The sequence below is a fragment of the Acinetobacter sp. 228 genome (assembly GCF_048147885.1).
The window spans coordinates 215,728-240,158 of record NZ_JAYWYV010000004.1; the positions used below are offsets into that span (position 1 = coordinate 215,728).

General features: G+C 43.6%; 23 protein-coding genes. 6 read left to right on the plus strand and 17 right to left on the minus strand.

The window, feature by feature from the left end:
- Positions 1 to 2: 2 nt before the first annotated feature.
- From msbA to VXQ92_RS05140, 8 genes are all read right to left on the minus strand, one after another.
- On the minus strand, positions 3 to 1,730 hold the full coding sequence (gene msbA, locus VXQ92_RS05105; protein ID WP_416680716.1) for a lipid A export permease/ATP-binding protein MsbA: 1,728 nt from the start codon (positions 1,728 to 1,730) through the stop codon (positions 3 to 5).
- Positions 1,730 to 2,152, minus strand: coding sequence for an ExbD/TolR family protein (locus tag VXQ92_RS05110; protein ID WP_064096577.1), 423 nt, complete (start codon positions 2,150 to 2,152; stop codon positions 1,730 to 1,732). The genes msbA and VXQ92_RS05110 overlap by 1 nt, the downstream gene beginning before the upstream one ends.
- A gap of 10 nt (positions 2,153 to 2,162) precedes the next feature.
- A complete protein-coding gene (locus VXQ92_RS05115; protein ID WP_064096578.1) occupies positions 2,163 to 2,801 on the minus strand; it encodes a MotA/TolQ/ExbB proton channel family protein in 639 nt (212 codons plus the stop codon).
- A gap of 32 nt (positions 2,802 to 2,833) precedes the next feature.
- Positions 2,834 to 3,721: a ParB/RepB/Spo0J family partition protein gene (locus VXQ92_RS05120; protein ID WP_416680718.1), complete on the minus strand. Its 888-nt coding sequence runs from the start codon at positions 3,719 to 3,721 to the stop codon at positions 2,834 to 2,836.
- Positions 3,718 to 4,500: a ParA family protein gene (locus VXQ92_RS05125; protein WP_416680720.1), complete on the minus strand. Its 783-nt coding sequence runs from the start codon at positions 4,498 to 4,500 to the stop codon at positions 3,718 to 3,720. Before VXQ92_RS05125 ends, VXQ92_RS05120 begins: the two co-directional genes overlap by 4 nt.
- A gap of 24 nt (positions 4,501 to 4,524) precedes the next feature.
- Positions 4,525 to 5,157, minus strand: a complete 633-nt coding sequence (gene rsmG, locus VXQ92_RS05130) for a 16S rRNA (guanine(527)-N(7))-methyltransferase RsmG (protein WP_064096580.1) — start codon at positions 5,155 to 5,157, stop codon at positions 4,525 to 4,527.
- Positions 5,158 to 5,242: 85 nt separating this feature from the next.
- Positions 5,243 to 5,932 (minus strand): N-acetylmuramate alpha-1-phosphate uridylyltransferase MurU, encoded by a 690-nt coding sequence (gene murU, locus VXQ92_RS05135; RefSeq protein ID WP_416680722.1) that lies wholly within the window; start codon positions 5,930 to 5,932, stop codon positions 5,243 to 5,245.
- On the minus strand, positions 5,933 to 6,946 hold the full coding sequence (locus VXQ92_RS05140) for an aminoglycoside phosphotransferase family protein (protein WP_416680723.1): 1,014 nt from the start codon (positions 6,944 to 6,946) through the stop codon (positions 5,933 to 5,935). It lies immediately after the preceding gene.
- 121 nt (positions 6,947 to 7,067) lie between these two features.
- Here VXQ92_RS05140 and VXQ92_RS05145 point away from each other — a divergent pair, with 121 nt between their 5' ends.
- Both VXQ92_RS05145 and VXQ92_RS05150 read left to right on the plus strand, forming a co-directional pair.
- On the plus strand, positions 7,068 to 9,521 hold the full coding sequence (locus VXQ92_RS05145) for an LPS-assembly protein LptD (RefSeq protein ID WP_416680724.1): 2,454 nt from the start codon (positions 7,068 to 7,070) through the stop codon (positions 9,519 to 9,521).
- Complete coding sequence (locus VXQ92_RS05150; protein WP_064096584.1) at positions 9,521 to 10,828, plus strand: peptidylprolyl isomerase; 1,308 nt, start codon at positions 9,521 to 9,523, stop codon at positions 10,826 to 10,828. Before VXQ92_RS05145 ends, VXQ92_RS05150 begins: the two co-directional genes overlap by 1 nt.
- 120 nt (positions 10,829 to 10,948) lie before the next feature.
- Here the strand turns inward: VXQ92_RS05150 and hfq are convergent, their stop codons facing one another.
- The 4 genes from hfq to tsaE all read right to left on the minus strand — a co-directional run bounded on the left by hfq (position 10,949) and on the right by tsaE (position 14,894).
- Complete coding sequence (gene hfq / locus VXQ92_RS05155) at positions 10,949 to 11,416, minus strand: RNA chaperone Hfq (RefSeq protein WP_416680726.1); 468 nt, start codon at positions 11,414 to 11,416, stop codon at positions 10,949 to 10,951.
- A 90-nt stretch (positions 11,417 to 11,506) separates the two neighbouring features.
- Entirely contained in the window at positions 11,507 to 12,451 is a 945-nt protein-coding gene (gene miaA, locus VXQ92_RS05160) for a tRNA (adenosine(37)-N6)-dimethylallyltransferase MiaA (protein ID WP_416680727.1), read from the minus strand.
- 6 nt (positions 12,452 to 12,457) lie between these two features.
- Entirely contained in the window at positions 12,458 to 14,425 is a 1,968-nt protein-coding gene (mutL, locus tag VXQ92_RS05165; protein WP_416680728.1) for a DNA mismatch repair endonuclease MutL, read from the minus strand.
- The gene (tsaE, locus tag VXQ92_RS05170) at positions 14,415 to 14,894 is read right to left on the minus strand and encodes a tRNA (adenosine(37)-N6)-threonylcarbamoyltransferase complex ATPase subunit type 1 TsaE (protein WP_064096588.1); all 480 of its coding nucleotides are present in this window, start codon (positions 14,892 to 14,894) and stop codon (positions 14,415 to 14,417) included. Before tsaE ends, mutL begins: the two co-directional genes overlap by 11 nt.
- A 126-nt stretch (positions 14,895 to 15,020) precedes the next feature.
- Between tsaE and VXQ92_RS05175 the strand changes: the two genes are divergently transcribed.
- The 3 genes from VXQ92_RS05175 (at position 15,021) to VXQ92_RS05185 (ending at position 16,931) form a co-directional block, all read left to right on the plus strand.
- Positions 15,021 to 15,929, plus strand: a complete 909-nt coding sequence (locus VXQ92_RS05175; RefSeq protein WP_064096589.1) for a pseudouridine synthase — start codon at positions 15,021 to 15,023, stop codon at positions 15,927 to 15,929.
- Between the two features lie 114 nt (positions 15,930 to 16,043).
- On the plus strand, positions 16,044 to 16,391 hold the full coding sequence (locus VXQ92_RS05180; RefSeq protein ID WP_064096590.1) for a type II toxin-antitoxin system RelB/DinJ family antitoxin: 348 nt from the start codon (positions 16,044 to 16,046) through the stop codon (positions 16,389 to 16,391).
- A 96-nt stretch (positions 16,392 to 16,487) separates the two neighbouring features.
- Positions 16,488 to 16,931, plus strand: coding sequence for a GNAT family N-acetyltransferase (locus tag VXQ92_RS05185; RefSeq protein ID WP_416680730.1), 444 nt, complete (start codon positions 16,488 to 16,490; stop codon positions 16,929 to 16,931).
- A gap of 41 nt (positions 16,932 to 16,972) precedes the next feature.
- On the opposite strand, the gene VXQ92_RS05190 is transcribed toward VXQ92_RS05185, so the two are convergent.
- Entirely contained in the window at positions 16,973 to 17,680 is a 708-nt protein-coding gene (locus tag VXQ92_RS05190; RefSeq protein ID WP_416680732.1) for a pseudouridine synthase, read from the minus strand.
- 140 nt (positions 17,681 to 17,820) lie between these two features.
- Here VXQ92_RS05190 and VXQ92_RS05195 point away from each other — a divergent pair, with 140 nt between their 5' ends.
- A complete protein-coding gene (locus VXQ92_RS05195; RefSeq protein WP_064096593.1) occupies positions 17,821 to 18,273 on the plus strand; it encodes a DUF441 domain-containing protein in 453 nt (150 codons plus the stop codon).
- 252 nt (positions 18,274 to 18,525) lie between these two features.
- Here VXQ92_RS05195 and VXQ92_RS05200 read toward each other — a convergent pair whose 3' ends face one another.
- From VXQ92_RS05200 to VXQ92_RS05215, 4 genes are all read right to left on the minus strand, one after another.
- The gene (locus VXQ92_RS05200; RefSeq protein ID WP_064096594.1) at positions 18,526 to 20,241 is read right to left on the minus strand and encodes an AAA family ATPase; all 1,716 of its coding nucleotides are present in this window, start codon (positions 20,239 to 20,241) and stop codon (positions 18,526 to 18,528) included.
- A gap of 87 nt (positions 20,242 to 20,328) precedes the next feature.
- Positions 20,329 to 22,335, minus strand: coding sequence for a hypothetical protein (locus VXQ92_RS05205; RefSeq protein ID WP_416680734.1), 2,007 nt, complete (start codon positions 22,333 to 22,335; stop codon positions 20,329 to 20,331).
- Positions 22,336 to 22,523: 188 nt separating this feature from the next.
- Entirely contained in the window at positions 22,524 to 23,279 is a 756-nt protein-coding gene (locus tag VXQ92_RS05210) for a 1-acyl-sn-glycerol-3-phosphate acyltransferase (RefSeq protein ID WP_064096596.1), read from the minus strand.
- A 14-nt stretch (positions 23,280 to 23,293) separates the two neighbouring features.
- Positions 23,294 to 24,403 (minus strand): beta-ketoacyl-ACP synthase III, encoded by a 1,110-nt coding sequence (locus tag VXQ92_RS05215; protein WP_416680735.1) that lies wholly within the window; start codon positions 24,401 to 24,403, stop codon positions 23,294 to 23,296.
- Positions 24,404 to 24,431 lie beyond the last annotated feature (28 nt).

Consider the following 24,431-nt stretch of genomic DNA (forward strand, 5'->3'; position numbering starts at 1 on the left):
AGTTACTGTTCCTCAAAGTTACGCTGATGCAACTGATAATAAGCACCATGTAGCGCAATCAGTTCGGCATGACTGCCCTGCTCAACAATACGGCCCTGATCCATAACTACAATACGATCAGCATTTTCAATCGTCGATAGACGATGTGCAATTACGATGGTGGTACGGTCCTGCATGGCTTTATCAAAGGCACGCTGAATAAAGTATTCCGACTCGTTATCCAGCGCACTGGTCGCTTCATCCAGAATCAGGATAGAGGCATTTTTTAAAATTGCGCGTGCGATGGCGATGCGCTGACGCTGGCCACCAGACAGGTTTAAACCCTGGGCACCTAACTGAGTATCATAACCTTGCGGCAATGCCATAATAAAATCATGCGCATAGGCTGCCTTTGCTGCCGCGATAATATCTTCATCGGAAGCACCTTCAAGCTGACCATAAGCAATATTTTCCCGCACGGTTCGGTTAAACAGTACGACTTGCTGGTTCACCATGGCAATCTGGGTACGCAACGCGGTAAGTTCAAAATTTTCAATCGGTTTCTGATCCAGCAGGATTTGCCCCGAAGTTGCATCCTGATAACGCACCAGCAGATTCACCAGCGAGCTTTTACCGGCCCCAGAACGACCAACCAGCGCCACTGTTTCACCGGCCTTCACCTTTAAATTAAAATCATGAATGGCATGATGACCATCATCATAAATCAGGTTGACATCTTTAAATTCAATGTCGCCTTTTAAGCTATCAGTCAACGTCCCGGTATTTTTTTCTTCAGGCATATCCAGCAATTCAAATACTGAATGCGCTGCGGCCATACCACGTTGAATTTTTTCATTGATATCCGTCAAGGCTTTGATTGGTCTTGCCAGCATACCCGCCGCAGTAATATAAGCGACAAATTCACCCGCAGAGGTATCACCCAGAATTTGCGGACGCAAGGCAATAAACATCACAATACTCAGTGAAATCGACATGATCAGCTGAACCACAGGACTATTCAACTGTTGTACAGCAACCATTTTCAAGCCACGACGCAAGTTTTCCAGCGAGTTCTGTTTAAAGCGTTCCTGCTCGTAGTTTTGTCCACCAAAGCCCTTGACGATCAGGTTGGCATTCACCGTTTCCTGCACCACATGGTTCACATCACCCATGGTGTCTTGTACTTGCTGCGATAATTTACGCATCCGTCTTGCAGCTTTACTGATAATAAAACCGATGACGGGTGCAAAAATCAGGATACACATGGTCAGACGCCAGTTGGTATACAACAGGTAGCCTAATAATGCCAGAGTGATCAAACCTTGTTGCAACAAGGTTCTTAGGGCTTCAGTTGAAGCGGCGGTTAGCTGCTCCACGTTATACATGATTTTGGCAGTAATATGCCCGCTGGTATTGTCCAGATAATACTGGGACGGTAAACGCAGCAATTTTGCAAAAACTTCCTGACGGATATTGAACACCAGATTCCGGGAAATCACCGCAGTAAAATACCCCCCCATGAACAGACCCAAGCCCCGGAAGAACATGAGTATGACCACCAAAAATGGGAAAAGTGAAGTGAAACTCTGGTCTTTATTTTGAATCGCCTCAATAATATATTCCAGCAATTTGGCGACAGAAACTTCTGTGGCCGCATTAATAGAAAAACCTACCAGGACAAGTAATGCGATGCCCCAAAATGGTTTTAAATAACTTAAAAGGCGAAGATAGACCTTAAAATCGTGCTTCACTAATAACCTCGGGTAGGTACTTTGGTACTGATATTGATATTCACAAAGCCGAGCTGCCCGGCCACATCCATGACACGAATCACGTCCTGATGACTGGCTTTTGCGTCAGCTGCGATGACAAACATTAAATCACGGCGTTCATTTGAAATCTGTTTAATTGCAGTACTTAAATCCGCAACTTCCTTGCTGACCAAGGATTGACCGTTGACTGCATAATGACCATTAGCATCCACAATCACTTCAACTTTCTGATCATAGCTTTTAGGCGGTACCCCTTGCGCATCAGGCAAGGTCAGATTCATTCGGCTCATTTGACTAAAAGTCGTCGACAAAAGCAAAAAGACCAGAATAAACAGCAGACAATCAATCATTGGTGTCAGATTAATATGTACATCTTCCACCTGGTTGCGTTTGAATTTCATCATCCGCCTCCTAGCTGGCTTTTTGCATATCTTGGTCTATGTCTGCATGATTGCGATAAAAAAGATCCGCATGAAACAAAGTCGCTTGCTGCTCAAGTTCAGCCACATATTCCTGAACAAGACGCTGAAAATAACGGTGCGCAAACAGTGCAGGAATTGCAATCAGCATACCGGCTGCTGTGGTAATTAAAGCCTTGGAAATACCGGGCATCATCAAGACCGGATCACTTCCAGTTCCCACATCGATCATCAGGAAAGATTCAATAATCCCAAGTACAGTCCCCAACAAACCGAGTAAGGGTGCAACTGCACTCAGCGTACCCAGAAAATTAATATTTTTTTCCAGATACCCGATTTCCTGTGAAGCCACTACTTCCATCTGCGCGCGAGCATACTGCTCACCCTGCTGTTTAGTCGCATAACCTGCGGTAAATACCCGACCCAAAGTACTACGCTTTAAGGCCGCACTTTGATTCATTTTTTGCATGACTTGTGCAGCATTTTGCGACGAACCCATTAACAGAGTCAACGGAAGTACTGCGTTCTTTTTCAGGCGAATCAGGCGTTCGATCGAAATCGCCAGCATAAAGATAGAACACAAGACCAGTGGCAGCATGAGCCAGCCACCTGCTTTAACCAATTCCCACATCTAATTTATTCCCCAATAAAAAATAGATAAATTTATTCATCTTCTAAAATAGACAGAATGCCATCAAGTTCTTCTAAAGAGTGATAGCTAATAACCAGTTTTCCTTTGCCTTGCTTGTTATAGTCAATTTTAACATCTGCACTGAAACGCTCCGAAAGGCGCTGAGTCAATTGTTGAATATCTGGTGCTACTGCTTCTTTTACTTTTTCTTGTTTAGGTGTATTGAAATCGCGGACTAACTGCTCGGTTTGGCGCACAGACAGACTTTTTTCAATCACAATATCCGCTACTTTAAGCTGATCTTTAGCTTTTAAGGTTAAGATCGCACGTGCATGTCCCATATCCAGCAAACCCTGCTGCATAAAGTCTTTTACTTCTTCAGCCAGGCTGAGCAAACGAAGCAGGTTGCTCACTGTTGTGCGGGCTTTACCCACTGTATCGGCAATTTCCTGATGGCTTAGGCCAAATTCTTCATGGAAGCGCTGTAAGGCCAGCGCCTGATCAATCGGATTCAGATCTTGACGCTGGATGTTTTCAATCAGCGCCAGTGCAATGGCAACCTGATCATTCAGATCCCGTACAATCGCAGGAATTTCAGTTAAACCCGCTAACTGTGCCGCACGCCAGCGACGCTCACCTGCAATAATTTCATACGGATAGCGCTCATCATCAACCGGTCGGATCACGATTGGCTGCATGATGCCATGCTTCTCAATCGATGCCGCCAGTTCCTGCAAATCCTGCTCGTTAATATAACGGCGTGGCTGGTATTCACCGCGCTTGAGCAAGTTTACATCGATCTGTTTCAGCTGACCATGATCAATGCCTTGGGCTTCGAGTTGTAATTTTTCTTTTTGAATTGATCCCAGCAAGGCATCCAAGCCACGACCTTTGGCGAGTCCACGTTTCTTGACGGTCATGCTTTACTTCCTTTTTTCACTTTGCTTTTCTTTAATACTTCAGCTGCCAGATTTAAGTAGGCAACTGCACCCTTTGAGCTTTTTTCAAAATAAATCACTGGCAAACCGTGCGCCGGCGCTTCAGCCAGACGTATATTTCGTGGAATCACGGTTTCATACAGTTTTTTACCAAAATATTGTTCCAGTTCTTCAGATACATCACGGGTTAAGGCATTGCGTGCATCGTACATGGTGCGTAATACCCCAACAATCTGCAGCTCCGGATTAAGTGCTTGCTGAATCCGGTCGATGGTCTGGGTCAGATCTGCCAGACCTTCCAGGGCATAGTATTCACATTGCATTGGAATGATCACACCATCCACGGCAGCCAAAGCATTCACCGTAATCAGGCTTAAACTTGGCGCACAGTCAACAATAATATAATCATATACAGATTCAATTTCCTGCAGGGCTTCACGCAAAATGAACTCGCGCCCTTCCTGTTCTGCAATTGCCAGCTCCACCCCAGCCAGATCCCGGTTGGCCCCCAGAACCTTGTAGCCAACTTCCGCCTTAGAGATCGCCGTTTCAATCGGCACTTCACCCAGCAAGACATCCGTGACCGAATACAGCAGGTCATTTTTCTGAATTCCCGACCCCATGGTTGCGTTGCCCTGAGAATCCATATCCACCAGCAGAACGCGTTTTTTTAACACAGCTAAAGATGCCGCCAAATTTACTGCGGTTGTGGTTTTACCGACACCACCCTTCTGGTTAGCAATCGCAATAATTTGTGCCATGTTGACCCCGATTTTCCAAAAATTTTAAATACGTTTTAATAGAAGTAAATGACGTTGTTCGTCCAGGCGCGGAACTTTCAGTTCAATAATCTGACAGCTAAATTCATCTTTTAATGCAGCCACTTCATCTGCAGGGATTAAACCTTTCATGGAAGCAATAATAGTTTGCTCATGCATATAAGGTTTAGCTGCATTGACAAAATCGGTCAATGAAGCGAATGCTCGACTGGTAATCACATCAAACTGGCCCAGCTCGTTAATACTGTCTTCATTTTCTACACGGGTTTGTACTGCAATGACATTTTTTAATTTCAGGTCAGCAATAAACTGCTTCAGGAAACGAATTTTTTTACCATTCGAATCCAGCAATACACATTCGCGTTCAGGCTGACATAAAGCAATGATCATGCCCGGCATACCACCACCCGTACCGATATCGAGCAAACGGCCTGCTGGTAAATCTTTCAGAATGCTCAGACTGTCGAGCAGATGCTTGACCAGCATTTCCTTAGGATCACGGATTGCGGTCAGATTATATGCTTTGTTCCACAGCACCAAAGCATCCTGATACTTGAGTAATAAATTTAAAGCCTCGTCAGATAGCTCTAAACCCAAAGCCTGGCTACCCTGCTTTAGTTCTTGAAAAAACATATGCATAAACAATCTACGCTCGAAAAAGTTAGGTGGAAGTATACCGTTTTCTCTATATTGGCACAGTAGGCAGTGCTTAGTGAATATTCACTTAAGCAGACTTCCCTTCACGGATTGCCAAATCCAGTGCTGTCAAACGCTCGGGGGTTCCTACATCAACCCAAATACCTGTCAATTTTGAGGCAGCAACTTCATTATTCAACATCGCAGCCTTTAATAAAGGCGCCAGAGGACGCTTTCCAGCTCCCAGGCCTGCAAACATTTTCGGATCAAGTACGGATATACCGCTAAACGTCAGATTTTCACCATCGACTTTCTGATCAAAAGTATAGGCTTTCCCATCTGCAAGCGTAAAATCACCTTCAGGATGTTGTTGTGGATTCTCGACCAGAACCAGATGTGCCAGATTATCTTCCAGTTCAATACCCAGTAAAGGTGCAAAATCCATACTGGTCCAGACATCACCATTTAATAAAATAAAAGGTTCATCACCGAGTAACGGCAAGGCATTGATAATTCCGCCTGCTGTTTCCAGGCCTTCACCTTCATGTGACCAAAGGATGTGCACGCCAAATTGCGAACCATCACCCAAAGCTTCTGCAAGTTTCTCACCCAGCCAGGCCGTATTGATCACAATTTCAGTGACACCGATTGCAGCCAGTTTTTCTAGATGCCAGACGATAAGTGGTTTGCCACCGACTTCAAGCAAGGGTTTCGGGGTATGCAAAGTTAACGGGCGCATACGATTGCCAAGACCTGCGGCCAAAATCATCGCTTTCATTTAGGCAGCCACCTCATATGAGCCATATTTGGCTTCAAAGGCCGGCATCACTCGGTCACGGATAAACTGCATGAATGGCTGAAGTTCAGTATAAGCTTTTGATTCTTCGAGCAGATACCACATTACACGTGGTAAATCCTTGAGATAACCTGACTTGCCATCACGTTCAAACAGACGCACAAAAATACCTAAAATCTTGATATGACGCTGAATCGCCATCATGTCGGCATCTTTTTTAAACTGTTCAAAGTCACGCTCTTCTTTAGCAGATGCTGGCAATAACTCATAGAAATTTTTGAACCAGCGATACACACGGTCGGCATTCCACTGCACATAGGCATCACGGGTAATCGAAATCAGGTCATAAGTATCCGCACCAATCACGGCATCCTGAAAATCAATCACACCGAGTTCAGTTTCATTTTCAATTTTCATCAAATTCCGGCTATGAAAATCACGATGCACAATGACCTGAGGTTGTGCCAAAGCGGCATTGGCCAGAATTGCAAAGGTACGCTTGATCAAGGCTGATTCTGCCTCTGTGGGCTGTACCTTTAAAGCCGGCAGCATCCAGTCGGTCAGCAACTCCATTTCCGAGATCAGCTTTTCATAAGAATAGGCGGGGAATTGCCCTTCTCCCGGAATGGATTGCAGCTGAATCAGCTGTTTAAAGCTTTGCTCATAATAGGCATCTACAGTCTCATCATTCAGCAGATTAGACAGCAGGACATCACCAAAGTCTTCGAGCAGTAAAAAACCATTCTTCAAATCTTTTGCGACGATATGCGGAACACGCACGCCATGCGCATCAAAAAATTCATCAATCGTCACAAAAGGCACACAATCTTCTTTTTCTGGTGGTGCATCCATCAACATAAATGTTTTATTATTCAGCTTGATTCGTGCATAACGACGAAAGCTGGCATCACCTGCTAAAAAATGAGTTTCAAATTGATCTGAACCGAGTACAGAGGCAATCCAAGATTGTATCAATTGTTCGCGTTGTGTATTCATTTGCAATTAATTCTAATACAGGCTGAGTTTTTAAAGTGCTAAGTGTAGCTACTTATCAACTTTTTCTCTATGATGCGACAATAATTAATTGCGATAAAAGCATGATTGGTTAATGAGACAAATGAAGCATCACTTTAAAATAAATCCTCTAGCGACTGCGATCTTAACCCTTTTATGTGGCAGCTCAGCCTCCAGCTTTGCTGCATCAAATGTCTCGTCCGATGTAAATGCAGAACAGCTTAAACAGCGCATTAATGAGACCTATCCAGGCGAAGCCTTCTTCTCGCAATATTATGTCGATAAATCCTCTGCTGAAGCACAGCAACGTCAGGGAAAATATTTAAGCTCTGCCTACTGTAAAGGTGCCTGGGTCACTCCGATTGCCCCCGATGCAGAAACCGTTGCGCCAGATCAGGCTACCTCAACCATTAGCGCCGATTATGGATATTATGATCCGACGGGTGATTCTTTCCTGCAAGGAAATGTGGTAATTGACCAGCAGGGCCGTCAAATCCGTGCGGAGCGAGTCACCATCGATCAGAGCCAGACCTATGCCAAGGCAGAAGGTAATGTGCAACTCGCACAAGGTGGACTAATCTCGCAAAGTGACGATATAAATTATAATTTAAAAACCCAGCAGGGTGATTTATATAACAGTTTCTACATTGCAGAACAGCAGCATGCTCACGGTCGTGCTGAAAAAATTGCCAAGACCTCTGACAATACTCTTGAGTTGGAAAATGCCACTTACTCCACCTGCCCGCCTGATCAGAAACCTACCTGGAAAATTCAGGCAGAAAAGATCAAGCTTAATCAGGAAACCGGACGTGGTGAGACCAAAAACACCAAGCTTTATGTTAAAAATGTTCCAGTATTAGCAGTTCCTTATTTTAATTTCCCGATTGATGATCGCCGAACCACCGGTATTTTGACACCGATTTTTGGCTTTACCAATGATGGTGGATTTGAACTTGGTGTTCCTGTTTATCTGAATTTAGCACCACAATATGATGCGACAATCACGCCGCGCTATATTGGAGACCGTGGTTTAATGCTGGAGGGCGAGTTCCGCTATCTGACTGAAGATTATGGATTAGGACGGATCTGGGGTGGCTATTTACCTTCAGATAGAAGCTATGACAATAGAGACCGCAAAGACTTACACTTTTTGCATGCCTGGCAAATCAACGAGCAGTTTTCCACCAATCTGGAATATAATTACGCATCAGATAAAGATTTCTTTGCCGATCTAGATAACAACCCGAACTCAAAAAGTGATTTAAACCTGCGCCGTGCCTGGGAAGTCAATTATAGAAATGGTATTCCCGGCCTAAAAGCACAATTTAAAGTTGAAGATTTCCAGACCCTTGACCCATCTGTTCCGGATGAAGATCGTCCTTATGCACGTTTACCTCAGCTTTTAGTGCATTATAAAACTGGCAATCCATTAGGGTTACAGTATGAATTTAAAAATGACACAGCTTATTTCCAAAAAGACCTGAAAAATTTTGTTGATACGGGTTCAAATGATGAAAAGGTATATCAACCAAGTGGTACGCGGATTTATAACGACTTTTCTGTAAGTTACAACCATTTTACCCCTTGGTCTTTTTTCATCCCTAAAGCATCATTACGTAACATCAATACCTTCTATGATGAAAAAACCCAAAACCGTAGTGCATCCAGTGAAAACAGCTCAATTGTAGTTCCACAGTTCACTCTGGATACCGGCTTGATCTTTGAGAAAGAAGGAACTTATCTACAAACCCTGACACCTCGCCTCTTCTATGCCTATTCGCCATATGAAAACCAGCAGAATCAACCTAACTTTGATTCCGTAGTAGCTTCGATCAATTACGACCAGTTATTTAGTGCACGCCGTTTTTATGGTAATGACCGTTTGGAAGACAATAATTTTGCCTCCCTCGGCCTCAGCTATAGCCTATTCAATGAAGAAGGTCTGGAGCGTTTACGTGCCAGTATCGGACAGAGTTTCTTTTTTGAAGACCGCCGGGTAACACTGGAAAGCGATGCAGATGAATTTGATCGTGAAAGTCATACCGGACCAGTGATCCAGCTCACCAGTCAGCTCTCCAATAATGTGTATATAAATCTGAACTCAAGCTGGATGTCAAATGGTGATAATGCTGAACGCGATTTGCAGGTCTATTACACGGGTGATCAAGGCAACCTGTACAACTTAGGCTATTTCTACCGCAAAAATATTCCAGACCGTCAGGAACGCTATGATCAGATTGTTGGCTCATTTATCCAGCCGATTGCCAACAACTGGCGTCTGGTTGGACACGCCCAGTTTGATCTCAACAATAGTGTCGCACGTGAATATTTACTTGGCGTAAACTATGAGTCATGCTGCTGGGGAGTATCTGTTTATGGCCGCTCATATTACAATGACTTAGATGATGTTAATGATTCAAACGTCAAGCCTAAACGAGCTATTTTGGCCGAAGTCAGCCTGAAAGGCTTAGGTGGGTTAAGCAGTAAACTCGCCTCATTACTAGAAAATCGTATTCTAGGTTTTAACAATATCAATCAAATTTGGACAGAACGTTAATGAAGACAAAACAGTTAAAACAAATTTTTAAAGCAACCGCTCTTGCGCTATGCCTTTCTTCAGCGATGACGACATTTGCTGTTGCCCAACCTAAAGATGAAGTTGTAGCTGTAGTCGACAATAGTGTTATTCTGCGTAGTGACCTGGCTCAAGGCGTAGCCGAAATTTCACATCAGCTGCAAAAACAGAAAAAGACAGTTCCACCACAACAATATCTTGAACAGCAAGCCCTAGAACAACTCATTATTCGCCAAGCACAGCTTGAGCAAGTAAAACGCTATAACATTCGTCCAGATGAAAAAGCCTTAAATGAAGCAGTCCTGAAAGTTGCCCGTAATGCTGGTTCCCCAACTCTGGAAGCCTTCCAGCAAAAACTGGATGCCATGGGACCAAATACCTATGCTTCTTTACGCAATCGTATTGCTGAAGATCTGGCGCTAAACCGTTTACGTCAACAAATTGTGACTTCACGGATTCAAATTACAGATCAAGATGTTAAAAACTTCCTGAATACACCACAAGGTCAGGCTTTGCTCGGCAGCCAGGTGCATGTGCTGCATATGCGTATAAGCGGTGCAAATGCTGAACAGATTGCGAATCAGGTAAAGCAAGAATTAAATAACAGCAATGATATTCAGGCAATCAGCAAAAAATACAGCAAGAGTGGCATTAAAGTCGAAGCTGCTGACATGGGGGTAAGAAACCTGTCAGAAATTCCGGCTGAACTGGCTGCTCGTGTGACCACCCTGCAACCGGGTCAGACTTCTGAACTGATTCCTGTTGCCGATGGAGTACATGTCCTAAAACTTCTGGAACGTAAAGGTGGTGAACAGAAAGCTCTTGTTACTCAGTATTTGACGCGGCATATTTTGATTCAACCTTCTGAAGTGGTAAGTCCAGAAAATGCCAAACAGATGATTGATAGTCTGTATAACCGCCTGAAACAAGGTGAGGATTTTACTGTTCTAGCTTCAACATTCTCTACTGATCCTGGCTCGGCACGTGATGGTGGAAGCCTGGGTTGGGTCAGCCCAGGAGTAATGGTGCCTGAATTTGAACAGCAAATGAAAAGCACCCCAGTAGGTCAGTTTAGCAAACCGTTTCAATCCCAGTTTGGATGGCATATTCTTCAAGTGAGTGAAACACGTCAACAAGATATGACACAGGAATATCAGGAACGTATGGCCCGCCAATTATTAGGTGAACGTCAATTTGATGCGGAGCTGGACAGCTGGTTACGTGAAATACGTAATAACGCTTATGTTGAAATTAAAGACCCACAACTCGATCCTAAACGTAACCGTTAAGCTCCTTGAGCTACTAATAAAAAGCCAGCAATATATTGCTGGCTTTTTAATTCAACTTTTCGAAACATGCACATATAAAAAAACCTCTCCAGGAGAGGTTTTTTTATTTTTCAGACTTGATTAACGATTGTTTTCATCTTCTGACGAGTCGTCAAATTTAGTATCGTTATCAAAACCAGCGCCTTGACCGGCACCGAAGCCACCTTGACCACCGAAGCCACCTTGACCACCGAAGCCACCTTGACCACCGAAGCCAGCGCCTTGACCGCCACCGAAGCCACCTTGACCACCGAAGCCAGCACCCTGACCGCCACCAAAGCCACCTGCAGCACCTTGACCGCCAAAACCAGCACCTTGTGGACCAGCAGGCGCACCAGCAGGACGTGGATTACGTGCAGGTACTACAGTTGAAATTGCATGCTTATAAACCATTTGGCTTACTGTGTTTTTTAATAAAACCACGTATTGGTCAAAAGATTCGATATGACCTTGTAATTTAATACCGTTTACCAAGAAGATAGATACTGGGATACGTTCCTTACGGAGAGAATTCAAGAATGGATCTTGCAAAGTTTGACCTTTAGACATGTTATAACTCCAAAAAATTAAAAATCAGCGCAAAAACTATCTCTATTTTTCAATTAAAAATTATAAAAAAGATAGTCTCTAAATTTTGCTTTATCCGTGACAGTTTCGCAAGTCTTCTTGAGCCTGCTGTAGCGTAAAATATGTTGTAAATTTATGCTTTTCTTGCAAAGACCTTAACCACGTATATTGACGTTTTGCAAGTTGTCGTGTGGCAAATAAAGCCTTATCCTCCATTTCCTGTTGCTTTTGCTTGGTTTTATCGCCATTTTTTAAAAATTCTATGGCTTGTCGATAACCCACTGAACGCATGGAAGGTAAATTTTCATTAAAATCGTATTTTTCAATTAAGTTTGCAACTTCATTTAAAAAACCGCTTTCCCACATAATTTTCAGACGTTGTTGAATACGCCCATGTAATTCTAACCGATCAGGCATAAGAGCATAATTATGGAAACTGTAACGATATGGTAAGTTTTTAGGTTGTTCTGCCTGTAGTTTTGTAATCGGCTCTCCAGTCAATTTAAAAACTTCCAAGGCACGAATAATACGCTGTTTGTCACTGACCTTGAATTTTTCACCGGCAATCGGATCGACTGCACATAATTCTGCATAAACCGCTTCCCAACCCTCCTGCTCACCTTTCGCCTCAATCTCTGCCCGTATAGCATAATCTGCACTGGGTAGATTATCTGACAGACCTTCGAGCAAAGCTTTAAAATACAGCATGGTTCCACCGACCAGAATCGGAGTCTTACCACGGGCATGAATATCATCAATTAAACGGCTAGCATCTTCGACAAAGTTGGCCGCAGAATACACTTCGAGTGGACTGATAATATCAATCAGGTGATGCGGATAACGCGCCAATTCCTCTTTAGAAGGCTTGGCAGTACCAATGTCCATTTCCCGATAAACCAGCGCAGAATCGACCGAAATCAGCTCAAAATTTCCTTGCTCATATAGCTCACATGCCAAAGCAGTTTTGCCACTTGCAGTTGGCCCCATTAAATTGATGACCGGCAATTGATTGGACATGTAAAACTACTCTCCTCGAGCAAAAAGTTTATCTAGTTGAGCCAATGGAAAGGCGCGCCAGGTTGGACGGCCATGATTACATTGACTGGCAAATTCGGTTTGTTCCATCTGACGCAATAAAGCATTCATTTCCGACAAACTCAGGATACGATGCGCTCGCACTGCACCATGACAGGCCATACCTGCCAGAATCTGGTCACGCTTCTGCAATAGACTTTGTGCCTGATCACCCGGATCTAAATCATTCAATAATTCAGGAATCAGGGCATCAAAATCGGCCTTGTGTAGAATAGCCGGTACACCACGTACAATGACCTGCTCATCACCATACTGGTCAATTTCCAGACCCAAACGTGCTAGTTGCTCCTTAAGTTCTTCTACCCGCATCGCCTGCATCCGGCTAATGTTTACGACCTTTGGAATCAGCAGTTGCTGTGACGTCCAGAATTCAGGTTTATCCCAGGCTGATTTCATCTGCTGCAAAACGATACGCTCATGCGCCGCATGCATATCGACAATAATCAGACCTTCGGTATTTTGCGCCAGAATGTAGATACCATGTAACTGGGCAATGGCAATACCCAATGGATGCTCATCCACTTTGGCCTTTACATGTGTCTGAAAAGACTGCTCAGGACTGAATACTTCAGTTTCCGACCTTTCTCTCAGCGGAGCTAAATAATTTTGCAAGGCATTATTCAGCTGCTGTGAACCCGAATAAGATTTACGGTAATCTGGGGAATAATGCACCGTTTGTGGACCTGAAGATGCAAAATCGGTCAGTACATCTGAAGTTTCATTTTCACTTAAGGCAGATGTCGTTCTCACCACCTGCGGCTGAGAACGCGCAGTCTGATGCAGACTGAACTGTTCCTGATAACGTGGTTGCGGGGCCGTCAAGCCAGGCTGCTGATCCTGTTTCATTGCTTCGGCCAGATCCGCAGTTGCGGTCTGGAATTGTGCCAGCGTTTCTTTGGCATAATGCCGCACAAACTCATGTACTTCACGCTGATTCAGGAAGCGAATTTCATGCTTGGTCGGATGGACGTTCACATCCACATTTTCTGGATCAACTTCTAAAAACAGTAAATAAGCCGCATGCTGATGCCCATGCAAGATGCCGTCATAGGCCATCCGCAAGGCATGAGAAATGGTTTTGTCTTTGACAATCCGGCCATTCACATAGACATACTGCAAATCAGCCTGTGCACGTGCATCTGAAGGATGGCCAAGCCAGCCAGACAAACGCATGTTGATACTGTCTGCATCGATCCAGTAGGCATTTTCAGTAAACTGGCGGCCAAGCAATTGCTGTACCCGTTGAAAACGCAAAGCGCCGCTATCCGCCACGGGTAAATTCAGCTTGATGCTTTCATTATGTTCCAGCACAAACCGGATATCAAAATGCGTTAACGCCATACGGCGCACAATTTCTTCGATATGACCAAATTCAGTGCCCGGTTTTTTCAGGAATTTACGCCGTGCAGGCACATTGAAAAACAAATCCTGAACCCGGATATGTGTCCCTTTCGAAGCTGCGACCGCTTGAATTTCCTGATGATCAAAAGCCGTGCCATTGACTTCGACCTGATAACCGATGCCCTCGTCATTTTGACTGCTGATCATGGTCAGGCGAGAAACTGCAGCAATCGACGCCAGTGCTTCGCCACGAAAGCCCAGACTGCTAATCGCATACAGCTCGTCAGCGCTCTGGATCTTGCTGGTAGCATGGCGCATCACGGCCAAAGCTAGATCTTCGGAATGAATTCCGCGTCCATTGTCGATGATTTCAATTAAAGTACTACCACCCTGTTCGACCCGAATGATCAGTTCCGTCGCACCCGCATCAATCGAGTTTTCCAGTAATTCCTTGACCACAGAAGCCGGACGTTCAATGACCTCACCTGCGGCAATCTGGTTGGCAAGTGCAGGATCAAGGGCACGAATACGGCGCAGACTTAAATCATTCAACATGTGAGAATTGGCGCTCCAGAGCTTCTCGTAAGGCAAGATTCGATGAAATCAGACTTGCAGTACGGGTGAGCTCATCTTCAGATTTTAAAATTTCAATAATCAGGTCAGCTTGCGGAATTTCATCGCCACCTTTGGACGGCCATTCAAATAAAAATAGCGCATTCGGTGTTTCCAGATAATCCCGGATGCCCATCAATTCCAGCTCATACGGGTCATTCAGACGATACAAGTCAAAATGAAAAATATCCTGACCATTGATTTGATAGGGTTCGACCAATGTATAAGTTGGACTTTTCACTGAACCTTTATGACCCAGCTGTTGCAAATAATAACGCGTTAACGTCGTTTTTCCTGCCCCCAGGTCACCAATCAGATACACGACTCCCGCAGGGAAATTTTCCGCCAGAACCTTGGCCAGTTTTTGGGTATCGTCTTCATGATTTAAAGTGACACTAAATGAATAAGGCATATTACTCACGACATGATGCAAAAGAATAAATATGATAGCATCGCCACGCTTTAAAAGCCTATTCACCCGTGTGAGAAACTGTATTTTTTCACAGCATCTGTTCCTTAAGAGGTTAATCTGCCTGCCATGCAACCGACTGTTGAATTTAACCCGCCCATGCTGAATGGAGTCAGTGCCAGTAAAGTGTTTTTGCCAGCCAGTCCGGATGCGCCCCTGACAGTTTTTGCTTATTTATGCACGCAATTTGCGCATATTACAGCAGATGAATGGCGGTCCCGTTTCAACGAGGGACTGGTCTATAATGCCCAAGGCAATCAATTAACAACAGAAAGTCCATTTCAAGCCAATAGCCACTGTTTCTATTACCGCTTTTTGGCACATGAAGTGCATGTTCCTTTTCAACATCAGATTTTATTTGAAAATGAGCATTTCATGGTGGTCGATAAACCGCATTTTTTGACCATGAGCCCGACCGGACAATATGTGCAGGAAACGCTACTGGTTCGTCTTAAAAAGCAAACCGGCAATGAGCATTTAACGCCCATTCACCGGCTGGACCGTGAAACGGCAGGTGTGGTCCTGATTTCCAAATGTGTGGAATCACGTGGCCTGTACCAGCAGTTATTTGCTACACGGCAGGTGCAAAAAACCTATCATGCAATTGCGGCGTATAACCATAGTTTAAAATTCCCATTGGTCACACGTTTGAGAATGCAAAAAGGTCAGCCTTTTTATACCATGCACGTGCTAGACGGAACGCCAAATAGCGAGACAGCGATTGATCTGCTGGAACACAACACAGAATGGGCCAAATATGAGTTGAAACCGCATACTGGCAAGCAGCATCAATTACGGGTGCACTTGAATCATCTGGGTATTCCGATCCGTCATGATCCCTTTTATCCACAGGTAGTGCACAAGGCGGAAGATGATTTTTCTGCACCTTTAAGTTTATTGGCTAAACATATTCAATTTATCGATCCGATCACGCAAAAAAGCCTAAATTTCAGCTCGCAACTTGAATTGACACTGTAAATCGCTTGTCATTACAGATTATTTTCTAAAATCGGTCGCTTTAAGATTGAATTTCAAACATAATTGATTAGAATAAAGGCGAAAAGTTAAGTAATTTAAAGCTTTAAAAATATTATGAGAAAAACTGAAGTTTATCAAATTCGCTTGGACTCGCAAGAGAAGAAACAAGCCTTTGCAGTATTTAAGCAATTGGGGATTACGCCAGCTCAGGCTGTGCGTCTTTTTTTCAAGCAGGTGGTGATTACCAAATCGATCCCCTTCTCGATTGAAAACCAGAATATCAATCTGGAACAGCTGATCCGACTACGTAAGCTGAAACAAAACGAAGCTAAAACCGAGCAAAATGCGCTTTCCAGTTCTGCCATGAATCTACTGGATGATCAGGAGATTGCATTGGATGATGATCATCTTGATTTATTTGAAGAACTGAATGCTATTTTGGGTGAAAGCGACAAAATTTAACATTGTTGCATTTCCAAACAATTTCTAAAGCCTGCCACTCACAAACTTCGCTATGCTTGATGCTGATAATCAATAAAAAATTAGCTGGAGTATGCAATGCTCGTACAACGCGCCCAGTCAGCAGACCTGAATCAACTGGCGATATTATTTGATGAATATCGACAGTTTTATGGTACGTCTTCCAATCCTGAACTCTCTTACCAATTTTTAAAACAGCGTTTTGAAGATGGACAGACTGTTATTTTTATCAATACCAAAGATGATACCTTTACCGGCTTTATTATCCTGTATCTGGGTTTTTCTTCGGTGGCCTGCTCGACTTATTATATTCTGGATGATGTGTATATCACGCCGGTTTTTCGGCGTCAGGGCGCAGCCAGACAACTGATTGATACCGCAATTTTATTTGCCAAACATGAACAGGCCTTAAGAATCACCCTAGAAACCCAAAAAAACAATTATCAATCGCACAAATTATATGAATCCATGGGATTTATTAGAGACGATGAGTTTCAAACCCATCACTGTTTCCTAAAATAAGCCTTATTTTTTAATCCAATTTCAAGAGAATAAAAAAATTATTATTCAGAGCGGAATTTGGCCTGCGCCACCTGTTCCACATTTAAATACAGCCACTCTCCTTCAGCCAGTTCTGGTAAAGCTAAAGCACCAATCTGTGCACGGTGCAACTGTTCAACTTTATTGCCTACAGCAACCAGCATACGCTTCACCTGATGATAGACGCCTTGATGGATAGTCATTTGCAGACGATTTTCAGCCAATCGTGTCACTTCAGTAGCTGCAAAAATGCCTTTTTCATTTCTTAACTCGACCCCTTGCTCTAATTGCTGAATCTGTTCATCCGTGACTGGATCCGCAGTTTGCATCTGATAGACCTTGGCCACATGTTTTTTGGGATGAGTCAGCGCTTGCAGGAATTGGCCATCATCAGTCAGCAATAACAGCCCGGTAGTATCCTGATCCAGACGCCCTACACACTGAATCCCCCGATTCAGCAGAATGTCATCAAACAGGTCAAACACACTAAAATGATGGGTCGCCTGATGCGAACATTCATAGCCTTGTGGCTTGTTTAAGGCGATATAGACTTTTTCCCGATAGGTATAGCTTTTACCATAAACCTCGAAATTCAAGTTATTTAAATCCAGTTTATGTTTGGGATTGTCAATCACTTCATTTTGAATTGAAACAGCACCATTTTTAATCAGTTGCTGACAATGCTTACGAGAGCCGAAACCTTGTGACTGCAACATTTTTTCCAATAGCATCTGTTTATACCTGTATCGAGTGAAGACCTGTGCATTCTATCCTGAATCAGTCATGAATTTGGTTTCTTCCTCTGTTTTCTAGGTATCACGTGTTGAAAAGCTCTACAATAGCTTTATTTTTCACTCTATCTCTCCTACTTATGTCGCAACTTGATCTAAATCTGATTGTTCTTCTGGTATTACTGGCTTGCGGTATTTTCAGCCATAATAGTGCAGTCACCATTGCTGCAGCGGTGTTAATCGTTTTAAAAATCACGCCTCTCAGCAGTTTATTGCCCTATGTACAGGCACATGGTTTAAATATCGGCATTATTATTCTGACCATTGGTGTTCTGACACCAATTGCCAGTGGCAAAATTTCTGGAGAAAGTATTTTAAAATCTTTCCTGAGCTGGAAGTCTTTACTGGCCATCGCAATTGGGGTCTTTGTCGCCTGGTTGGGCGGACGTGGGGTGAAACTGATGTCAAGTCAGCCAGATGTGGTGGCCGGACTCTTGTTAGGCACAGTAGCAGGTGTAGCAGTATTACGCGGTGTTCCGGTTGGCCCTTTAATTGCGGCTGGAATTTTATCGGTATTTATTGGGACGCGATAATACATCGGGTTTGAAAAATGAGATTAAAAAATCAAATAATTTTAAAAGGCTGCCTATGCGTTTTATCTGCTAACGCCAAAGATCCACGACGACCTCCATGTCGCCCGGCATCAAACTGTATCTCAAATTTTAATTGACAGAAAAATAGATATCTCACTGCAAGGTTATCCAATTCAGCTCAACCTTATTCTAGAAGATAGGACCAACTTTCTATCATTTTTTAATTTAGCAAGTAGACTGAAATATTCAGGCTTATTCCACAAACAGCAAGGCTAAACGCACTTGGTCATAAGCCATTTTAGGTGTAGTGAGTTCCACAATCGGACGCAGCTTAATAGAACCATCATCATTAAAATGTTCCGAGTTTTGACGCTTGGTCAGGCGTTTATAAATCTTGCGAACCTGTTCCACCACTTCTTCACCCGGATGGGCAACTGAAATATCCAGCCCCTGCTCTTTATGCAAACGGCCTAAATGGTTAATGATGGTTGCCGGAGTCAAACCACGTTCAGTTGCAATATCAGCAATCTCATAACCTTCTTCAAACAGTTCCCGCGTTTCATCCAATGTTGCAGTAGCATAGCTTTGTTTACCACCATTTTTGGCAATTTTCTTCTCATTGCGCTGGATTTCAACTTCGTTCAGTGTTCCACCACAATGCCGGATAAAGGCATTATGCTGTACAGTCAGATCCACATTGTCAAAATTCGCTTCGGCTTCATCAGAGAGTTCCTGAAAACGGCGATCCGCCTTAATAGCCAGAGTATCGAGCTCTAAAGCCTGCTCATTAAAACCTTTTAAACGTAAGCCATTCAAGCTTTTTAACCGCGATAGCGCTACGTACCCCTGACCCTTTTCAAAAGTATGGCTCAGGTCAATCTCGGCAGCTTCCAGAGTCATTCCTTGGGATTTATGAATGGTAATCGCCCAGGCCAGACGTAATGGAATCTGCTGGAAACTGGCAATGGTTTTACCTGCTTCATTGTCGACTGACCAGGTTTCAGGCTCCACGATTAATGTAGTTCCATCCGTCAGTTTGACTTTCGGTAGCACACCATATTCATCATCTTCTTCAAAGCCAATGACTTCACCCAGACTGCCGTTGATATAGCCCATATCGAAGTTGTTTTTCACAAACATGACTTTGGCATGTTTTTTCAGGGTTAAAGACTCTGGTGCACGCACTGAAGATTTTAAAGTCTCGATCAGCTTGTCATTGCCATCACACTGCGCATCAAACTGGCGCGGATCATTGTCAATTTCATTCAGATGTTTGAAGTTAATACTGTCCACATCCATATTATGGGTATAAAGCCGTGTATAGGTTTCGCCAATATCCTGCTGGCGTGTGGCCTGAAGCGCTGTACGATGTTCATGATTAATTGCCTGTGCACGAATGGCATTTAGAATATCATTCAGATAATCATTGCCCTGACGATGCTGCTCGGTCAGATAACAGACACGAAACTTGGCTTCCACCCAGGCATCCGACATAAAGCAGAATTTGTCACGGTTGCGTTCATCATTTTTACCAACGGGCGGCAACTGGAAAAAGTCGCCTGCAACAATCACCTGAATCCCACCAAAAGCCTCATCACTTTCCTTGAAATATTTCAGTACCTGATTGACCAGATTAAGCTGCTTGGCATGCAGCATGGAAATTTCATCAATGATCAAAACTTGTGCGTTTTCTAGATGTTCTTTCAGGTATTTACGTTCCTTCATGCGCTTTAAGTCTTCTTCAGACAAAAAGTCCTTAATTCCAATTCCCGCCCAGGTATGAATGGTCATACCATTCATGTGCGTTGCTGCAATCCCGGTCGATGCGGTAATCGCGACCGACACCTTACGGGCCTTCAGATAATTGATATATTGATTAAGTGTATAAGTTTTTCCTGCACCCGCAGAACCGGTTAAAAATACATTTTCGCCTGCTTTTAAGAGCTTAAGTGCAGTTTCCTGTTTCATAAAAGACATACCGTAAAAGAACGGCTATAGCCTAACGAGTTTTAGCGGAAAAGTTAAGCTTCATGGACATAAAAGGACTGAATCTGGTCAAGCCTGCAGGTTTAGCCAGTTAATAAAATGCTGGGCAATATTGCAGTATTCAGCTTCTGCTTTTTGATTGTTCGGATATTCCAGCTGATCAAAAATCACCTGCCCATTGACCAGACGGCAGCCCAGCATCAGCGGTAAGCGTACAGCAGGATGAGACATACGAAAGGCTAGATACTGGCCTTCCACTATTTGTTGGGCGTAACTTGCTGCCAGGCAGTTGCGGAAAATTTTGGTTTCTTCAATAATCCGGTCCAATGTTTTCAGCTCTTCAAAACGCCAGTTGAAATATAACAAGAAAGGGACCTGTGTCCGTGTTTTCCAATGAGCCAAAGCAAATTCTTTTTTCAGCTTGGCAATAATTTCCTGCTTCTGAATCTGATCATGCCAGGCAACCGCCTGACTAAACAAACTGCTCCAGCTCAGGTTTTTTGGTATGTGTTTATGATTGGAAAAATAGTCAACCAAATAGTCGCGCACATAACTGTCAAATACCGACTCTCGCATATGCCCGCCGTGCATATAAAACAGCTGCCTGAATTCAGTAAAGGTAATCTGGTAGCGCCGCAAAACAGTATAAAAGTCACGATTCTGCTGGCTTTGAGGCTGAATATACGCCAAAACTTCATCCGGAAGATGCGCGGTGATCCTATATAGATGCTGCATATACGCCTGCATCACCCGGCTCAAATTCAAGTAAACTTTCTTAGTCAGCTGATCATCCATTTTCGCCATATTGCGCAGCAACTCCATCCATTCATCCAGATACAGAATCGAGGGGCTAATCGCAATTCGTTGATCATCAAATGATTGGCGTGTGCCTTTCAATACAAATGACTGATTATGCTCACTCTGAAACCATTCATGCTGGATCGCATATTCATGTATGCTATGAATAAACAGACGTGCCGAAACATATTGAAAATATTGCAAGGTCGCCAGAATAATCTGTGGATGAATATGGTGACTATCTACAAAACTTAAGGCTGTCACCGCCACCCGCACACTGCTATGCTGGATATTGTTACTGATCCAGTCCAGCACTTCAGCAGATTGCTTGAATAGCCAATTTACCGCTCGCTGACAGTCAAACAGTGGCAATCGAGCCACCTTTTTTTGCCATAAATAAGAATGATTTTCAAAGAAATTCCGTTTAGATAACAAATCATCCCGATGCCAGACCTCGCGGTTCATCAAACGGACAAAACCGAGCAGGTTGCTCTGCTCCTGTGCATGCCGATACAGCATGCAGATATCATCAGTGTGATCAATCAGTTCCTGCAGGTTAAAACGCTCTTCAAAAGACAATGACATAATCCGGAATGTTACCGGAGGCAAAAATTGCGTAGCACTAAAACAGAATTCATCCAGACTATCCATCAATGACTGGATGGACAGAAATTCATCTTGCTGCAGATATTGCAAAGAAAAAGCCTGTTGCAAGCTTTCAAGGATTTGCTGTGGAATTTCATTCCCATACTGCACAAAGTTTTGCATCACAGGTATTGTGTATAGTCCCGCCTTGATCAGCTGCTGGTCGATAATCTCAGCCTGAACAGCCGACATCTGCTGCAGAAATGCGAATACCCGTTCTGGGCCATTGAGCCCTGCATACACCTGAGCAAAAATGAGCTGGCGTAACTGCTTGGCTTTGTCGCGCAAATATAGTGAATGCTGGGATTTTAAATCTCCAGTCAGGAAATAGATATCCTGTAGAAAGAATTCCTCCAGTGCTTCCGCCTTGCTTTTATGGAAATAAAACTGACGTTCCACCAAAGTAGACACGGCTCCTGAGTCTAATGCGGGCGGAGTATGAAACTGGATATAAAACCATCCATCCAGCAATTCAATCCGATGCTGATCCTGCTGAATTTTTAATAAATTTTGTGCATTCAGCTGACCAATCATCGCCATCTGGTCAAGATAAAGCTGTTTTAGCTCTGGAGAAATCCGCAAACATTGTTGTGCTAGTAAACTTAAAGGCGCTATCAAGCCATTCTGTTCCATACGCGCCTCGTCATCTTAGGATCATCTTATTTTTATATTGGATCATGCTGACTCCTTGATTGCCAATCAGGGCCCACTTAAAGATACATTATGGCATCACTTGCACTATAAAACAGTCATGGATTTTCATTGCTGAAAAATAATACGCAATGGTAGACCAACAGTCCAGATTTAATAGAAAACGCCTTTTATTGGCCTTGTTGCCGCAGCACGCTAAGTTCGGCCAGACCGGTATAAATGTGGTGTTGAAGACTCTGTCGAAATGCGATCAGCTCTTCCTGAGTATGCACCTGAGCCATCGATTGTCTTGGCATAAACTGAAAATAAAATGGCAGACGTTTGGGAAACAGTCGCTTGGGCAAAGAAGGAATTACATCGCCTTGACGTAGTAATTTTTTGAGTTGTGGTACCTTTAGGAGTGTCTGGAAATATTTGTGCTGGACAATCTTATTGGCATCAAAGCCAATCTCATAGACTTCGTCCCCACCGAGCGCTGCAAACGGGACAATATCATAATTAAACTCTTGAGCCAGTTTTAAAAATCCGTAACGTTGCTTCCAGATCAACTGATACTGCTCGCCTTTTCGTTTTAAAACTTCACGACCCCCACCCGGAAAGACCAGAATGGAATAGCCCTGCTGCATCGCAGTACGCACATAATGTTGTGTCCCATCAATAGCACCAAATTTTTTCACAGCTTCACGCCACAAGGGCACATAAAAATGGCTATGATCAGCAATGCTGACCACAGCCACTTTATGTTCGTTATAGAGATAATCAATCAGCATCGGAGAGTCGAAGATTCCGTACATGGAATGATTACCGACATACATTGCAGGTCGACTGGCATCAATATATTCGGCCCCTAAAAAAGTAGGGGTAAAATAAAGTTTGGATAAGGCACTTAAGCGTCTAATCCACTGCCCGTCATGTTTGACCTGCAAAATATGCTCCTGGCTTATGCAACGTGTTTTTGTACCAGAATTGAGCCGACTGAATAGCCTGCACCAAATGAACAAAGTACGCCATATTCGCCATCTTCAACTTCATTTGCAGTACGGTGCAAGGCAATGATTACACCTGCTGAAGAGGTATTCGCGAACTCGTTCAGAATAATCGGTACCAGACCAGGTTTGGCATTTTCCTTACCCACCACCAGCTTCAGAATCAGTTCATTCATGCTGGCATTGGCCTGGTGCAACCAGAAACGTTTCACCTCTGTTGGCACAATATGATTTTTCTCAAGCTGAGTAGTAATCATTTTTGCAACCAGTGGGCAGACTTCTTTAAATACCTTGCGACCGTCCTGACGGAAACGCTTGTCATCAATATCGGCATTTTCAGACGTGTTCAGGAAACCGAAGTTATTGCGGATATTATTGGAGAACTGGGTAAACAATGAAATATCCAGAATTTCAAAACCGGTCTTGGTTTCGGTATCTTCAATAATGGAGGCAGTGGCAACATCCCCAAAAATGAAGTGACAGTCACGTGAACGGAAATCGGTATGTGCAGAAGTAATTTCTACATTCACAAGCAACACACGGCGTGCGCCTGCTTTGATCGCATCATAAGCCTGTTTCAGACCAAATGTAGCTGCAGAACAGGCCACATTCATGTCATAGGCATAACCTTTGATTCCTAAAGCAGTTTGAATCTCAATCGCCACAGCCGGATAAGCACGTTGCAAATTCGAGCATGACAGAATCACGATATCAATATCTTCAGCGGTCACACCGGCATTTTCCATCGCCTGCTTGGCGGCAATTACACCCCACTCTGCTTGCAGTGAAATTTCGTCATCTGCACGTTCACGTAAGTTTGGACGTAAGCGTCTTGGATCAAGAATACCTGATTTTTCTACAACATAACGGCGCTGGACACCAGACGCTTTTTCAATAAACTCTGCACTAGAACCACGACGCGCTTCAATTTCGCCTGCAGCGATTTTGTCAGCATTTTCGTGATTAAACAGTTCCACATAAGCATTTAAACTTTCAACTAATTCTTCATTGGTGATGACGTGTTCCGGATGGAATAAGCCCGTACCCGTAATGCGGATGCCCATGTAAAACTCCTTCTCTGAATTACCTATA